Source organism: Synechococcus sp. H60.3 (assembly GCF_047462295.1).
Taxonomy (GTDB): Bacteria; Cyanobacteriota; Cyanobacteriia; order Thermostichales; family Thermostichaceae; genus Thermostichus.
Window position 1 is genome coordinate 37394 of sequence record NZ_JANSIY010000006.1, and the last position, 4531, is coordinate 41924.

Consider the following 4531-nt stretch of genomic DNA (forward strand, 5'->3'; position numbering starts at 1 on the left):
GCTGAGCGGTGGAACGGGCGTTTGGCCATGCTGGGATTTGCCATCAGCATTGCAGTGGAAGCGCTGGTAGGCCACAGCGTGCTGGCTTCTGTCCTAGGGCTGCGCTGAGCTGGCTTCAACAGGAAATCTCTCAAGGTGGCCTGAGAAGTCAGGGCTTTCGCTGGCCAAACGGGGAGTTGCAAGACCCTTGCGAAGGAGTTTGGGACTCTACCCTGTCCTTCAGCTTCTCTGCAACTTGAGGATCTGGGCCACTACCCCCAGGGTTTCTTCGTAAAGATAGTCGGGGCCAGGCCGCTGCAACTCGGCAGCCAGGAGCGTTTCTAGGGAATCGTGCTCCAGGGGGGCCACCTGGCGAACCACGCATCTCTGGGCACCTCCCATGGCCTCCATGCGCATGCACCCCGTGGTTTCCGAACAGAGCACGGTGCAGGCGTCAACTTCCTGGTTGCTGGAGGTGAGGCGCAGCCCGATGAGATCCCCCGGCTGGCTCATTTCGGAAGCCAAAGGTACGGCAGCCAATTCTGCCCTCACCTCGCTTCCTGTTTGGGTTTGGAAGCGGATGCGGTCAATCTCATAGTCATGTTCCTGAGTCTGGGCTCGCTCGGTGGGCGTCCACCCTAGCCGGCTGGCTAGCCAGCCCAAGAAAAGGAGAGCCTGGCAGGGATTGCCGGCTTTGTAGTCAATCGTTACCTGATCTATCCAGTACAGCGACTCCCGCCGGTCGGGGGGATCGAAGGCTTGGGCAGTAAGCTCCTGCCAGGGCAGCAGCCGGCGCCAGTTGAGATCCCCGCAGTGGTGGCCCTCGCGGATGAGAAGGTCCATTTCCTGCAGGTCTTCCTCAGGATTGACAAAGCCTCGCGAATCGACAATGACCCGGTTGCTCAGGGCCACCAACTTTTGAAACAGCAAGCTGTTTAAGTCCAGGTTTCCTTGCCACCACAAGAAAGTGGGCAAGTTGGGGATCAGTAGCGAGGCAACAGTACTGCAAGCCCGTACAAGAGCTGCTTCCGGCGCTTTCAGGGTGATGTATTCGCAACACACCAGCGAGCTGCGCTGCTCACGGGTCACCGGGCAATAGGCGGCCACCTGGGCCTCGATGGCGTCCTCTGCGGCTCCCTCCCGTTTGGCCCGCAGGTCGATGACGCGGCAGGGGTTCTGGGTGGCGATGGCCTCGACGGTAGGCGAGGGCAGCAACAGGGCATCGTCTAGCGATTCATACACCACCAGGGTAAAGGTGGCGGCGCGGGCAGCGACGCTCTCTCCTTTGGAAGACCAGATCTTGCTCAGCTCCTGCTCAATGTCCTCGATGGAGACATCTTTTGGGGTTTGTAAAGGCAGGACGGCGGCAGGTTGATCCATCGTCTCCTCCTGCAGTGGGCTCTTGCTCAATCCTAGACAGGTAGGCCGGCTGCTCTGGAGGAGCTTAAGGTGAGGTACAGATTGGCCGGCTCCAGTCCAGGCAACAGCAGGCTTAGGCGGGCCGGGGCTGGATGCTCAGCTCCAGCGGTCGACCGGGATCCCCCACCAAAGTCAAGCCGCGGCCATTGGCATGCAGATGGCGCACAATCCAGTACAGCGTTTCGACGCGCTCCGGGCAGCCGAGTTTTTCCGCCAACTGGGGCAAGGTCAGGGATCCCTTTTGCTCTCGCATCACCTCCAGCACCTGACGCTGGAGCTGCAGGACGGCGTTGGCTGCTTTCTTGCCCGCTTCCACCCCCGGCTGGTGGTAGGCGTTGACCTGGATGAGAGAGGCGTAGAGGCCTACTGCCCGTTCGTAGAGAGCAATCAGGGCTCCCACGGAGCGGGCATCCACCCGCGGCAGGGTTACGGTAATGGAGTCGCGCCCGTTTTCGTAGAGGGCTTGGCGGGTGCCCTGCAGCAGGCCGTCTAGGTAGTCGCCACTGGTTACCTCGGGCTCTACAAAGGGGGAAGGGATCCCGGGCTCGCGATCCTGGAGCACCTCGATGAAGGTCACAAAGAAGTTGTTGAGACCATCCCGCAGCTGCTGCACGTAGGCGTGCTGATCCGTGGTGCCCTTGTTGCCGTAGACGGTTAGGCCCTGCTCCACCAGGTTGCCCTTTAGGTCGTGGGACTTGCCCAGGGATTCCATCACCAACTGCTGCAGGTAGCGGCTAAACAGCGCCAGGCGGTCTTTGTAGGGTAAAACCACCATATCCTTGCGCCCCCGCCCCTCGCCGACGATGTACCAGGCCATGGCCAAGAGGGCAGCGGGGTTGCGCTCCAGATGGGGTACGCGGGTGGCCTCGTCCATGGTGGCGGCCCCGGCCAGCAAAGCCCGGATATCGATCCCCTGCAGCGCCGCCGGCAACAGGCCTACCGCCGAGGTTTCTGACGTGCGCCCCCCCACCCAGTCGAAGATGGGAAAAATTGCCAGCCACCCCTCCTGCCGTGCCTGCTGCTCCAATTGGCTGCCAGGCCCAGTGATGGCCACCGCATGAGCAGGAAAGGGGATCCCCGCCTTCTGGTAGGCCAGCGCTACCTCCACCAAGCCATTGCGCGACTCAGGTGTGCTGCCGGACTTGGAGGCAACAATTACTAGGGTTTGTCCCAGTTTGTCCGCTAGCCGCCCCAGCACGCGATCAAACCCGTCGGGATCTGTGTTGTCGATGAAGTGGATGTTCAAGGGCGGCTGCAGCGGAGCCAGGGCCTCGGCCACAAACTGCGGCCCCAGGGCTGATCCGCCAATGCCAAGCCAGAGCAGCTCGGTGAAACATCCTCCCCCACTAGCCGGGATTGTGCCGCGGTGGATCTTTTCTGCAAAGGTCTCCACCTGTTCAATACACTCCTGAATTGCCTGCCGGATCTCCGGCGTGGGGGCCAGCTGCGGCGCCCGCAGCCAGTAGTGGCCCACCTGGCGGCCTTCGTCGGGGTTGGCGATGGCCCCGGCTTCTAGAGCCTGCATCTGGGCAAAGGCCTGGGCAAAGAGAGGCCGCAGCGCCTCCACTTGGGCAGGGGTAAAGCGGATGCGGCTGATATCCACAAAAATTTCCAGCTCAGGGTGGTAGTAAAGCCAATCGCAGTAGCGCTGCCAGAGTTGGAGGCTGTCCATGGGATCCCTGCTGCCAAAGCCGTAACCAGCTTACCAAAGCCGCCCCGCTGGGAGGTGCCGCCGGCGAGATAGATCCCTGGGCCAAGAAGCCGATAGAATTCGAGGCACGGGTTGTTGCAATGCTGGCCTAAACGGTGCAGGCCCAGGCCTCCTCCCATGCCCCTCGAGTGTGACCGGCAGTGGATGGAACACTGCCTCTTTTTGGCTCGCTCCACACCACAGCGCCCCTCCCCTAACCCGCGGGTAGCTTGCGTTGTTGTCCGGGGGGATCAGGCGGTGGGGGAAGGCGTTCATCCGGGAGCCGGCCAGCCCCACGCCGAGGTGTTGGCCTTGCAGCAGGCGGGATCCCTGGCCAAGGGCGCCACCCTCTACGTCAACTTAGAGCCCTGCAACCACTACGGGCGCACCCCTCCCTGTACTGAGGCCATCCTGGCTGCCGGGATCCGGCGGGTGGTGGTGGGGATGCAGGATCCCAACCCGCTGGTGGCCGGCAAAGGGATCCGCCGCCTGCAGGAGGCCGGGGTCGAGGTAACCGTGGGAGTGCTGGAGCGGGAGTGCCAAGAGCTCAACGAGGGCTTTGCCTTTGCCATTGTGCGGAAGCAGTGCTTTGGCCTGCTCAAATACGCCATGACCCTAGACGGCAAGAGCGCTGCCGTCACCGGCCACAGCCAGTGGATTAGCAACCCCCTGGCGCGAGAGTGGGTTCACCGCCAGCGGGCCTGGCACGACGCGGTCATCGTAGGATCGAAAACTGTCTGGCACGACAACCCCCGCCTGACCTGCCGCCTGCCGGATTTTCAAGGATCCCAGCCCCTGCGGGTGGTTCTCAGCCGCTCCCTAAACCTACCCCCCGTGGCCCACCTCTGGCAGGTGGAGGAGGCGCCAACTTTGGTGATTACAGAAGCCACCGAGACCCATCCCCTCTGGCGATCCCTGGCCCAGCAAGGGGTGGAGCTGCTGCACCTGGATCAAGTAACCCCGGCTCGAGCAGCGCAGGTTCTCTTTGAGCGAGGCTGTCTGAGCGCCCTCTGGGAATGCGGCGGCACCCTAGCCTGGGCTGCCCTCAAGGATGGGGCCATCCAGAAGGTGGCCGCCTTCATTGCTCCCAAGATCCTGGGCGGGGCCAACGCCCCAACCCCCGTAGGAGGCGAAGGGATCCCTGACCTGAACCAGAGCTGGCAGCTGCTGGAGCTGCAACTGCAGACTGTGGGGGATAACTGGCTGATCACCGGGAAAATCCCCTCTTCTAGCCCCGATGACTAAGAGATCGATTGTTGACAAATTCGCGAGGGCTATCTGGAGGGTTTTAAGTGTCTGAACGAACAGACTGATATCTGTTCAATGTAAATGAATATACTGATCAGAAAAATACAGCATTCTTGCAAAGTAGGTTTCAGAATTGAGCTCAACTGTGCTATGCTGGCCGATATTCTAGGGGGTCATAAGGATCTTTCGGTAAGG

Annotated in this window: 3 protein-coding genes; 1 reads left to right on the forward strand and 2 read right to left on the reverse strand. The window is 61.6% G+C overall.

Going from position 1 to position 4531, the window contains the following annotated elements:
- Positions 1-219 precede the first annotated feature (219 nt).
- Together NW841_RS01680 and NW841_RS01685 are read right to left on the reverse strand one after the other, a co-directional pair.
- Positions 220-1359, reverse strand: coding sequence for a glucose-6-phosphate dehydrogenase assembly protein OpcA (locus tag NW841_RS01680; RefSeq protein ID WP_414385078.1), 1140 nt, complete (start codon positions 1357-1359; stop codon positions 220-222).
- Between the two features lie 112 nt (positions 1360-1471).
- Complete coding sequence (locus NW841_RS01685; RefSeq protein WP_414385079.1) at positions 1472-3070, reverse strand: glucose-6-phosphate isomerase; 1599 nt, start codon at positions 3068-3070, stop codon at positions 1472-1474.
- 156 nt (positions 3071-3226) lie between these two features.
- Between NW841_RS01685 and ribD the strand changes: the two genes are divergently transcribed.
- Positions 3227-4333: a bifunctional diaminohydroxyphosphoribosylaminopyrimidine deaminase/5-amino-6-(5-phosphoribosylamino)uracil reductase RibD gene (gene ribD / locus NW841_RS01690; protein WP_414385080.1), complete on the forward strand. Its 1107-nt coding sequence runs from the start codon at positions 3227-3229 to the stop codon at positions 4331-4333.
- Positions 4334-4531 lie beyond the last annotated feature (198 nt).

Coding starts and splice junctions, on each gene's coding strand:
- NW841_RS01680 (WP_414385078.1), bottom strand. CDS start 1,359: ATGGATCAACCTGCCGCCGTCCTGCCTTTACAAACCCCAAAAGATGTC.
- NW841_RS01685 (WP_414385079.1), bottom strand. CDS start 3,070: ATGGACAGCCTCCAACTCTGGCAGCGCTACTGCGATTGGCTTTACTAC.
- ribD (WP_414385080.1), top strand. CDS start 3,227: ATGCCCCTCGAGTGTGACCGGCAGTGGATGGAACACTGCCTCTTTTTG.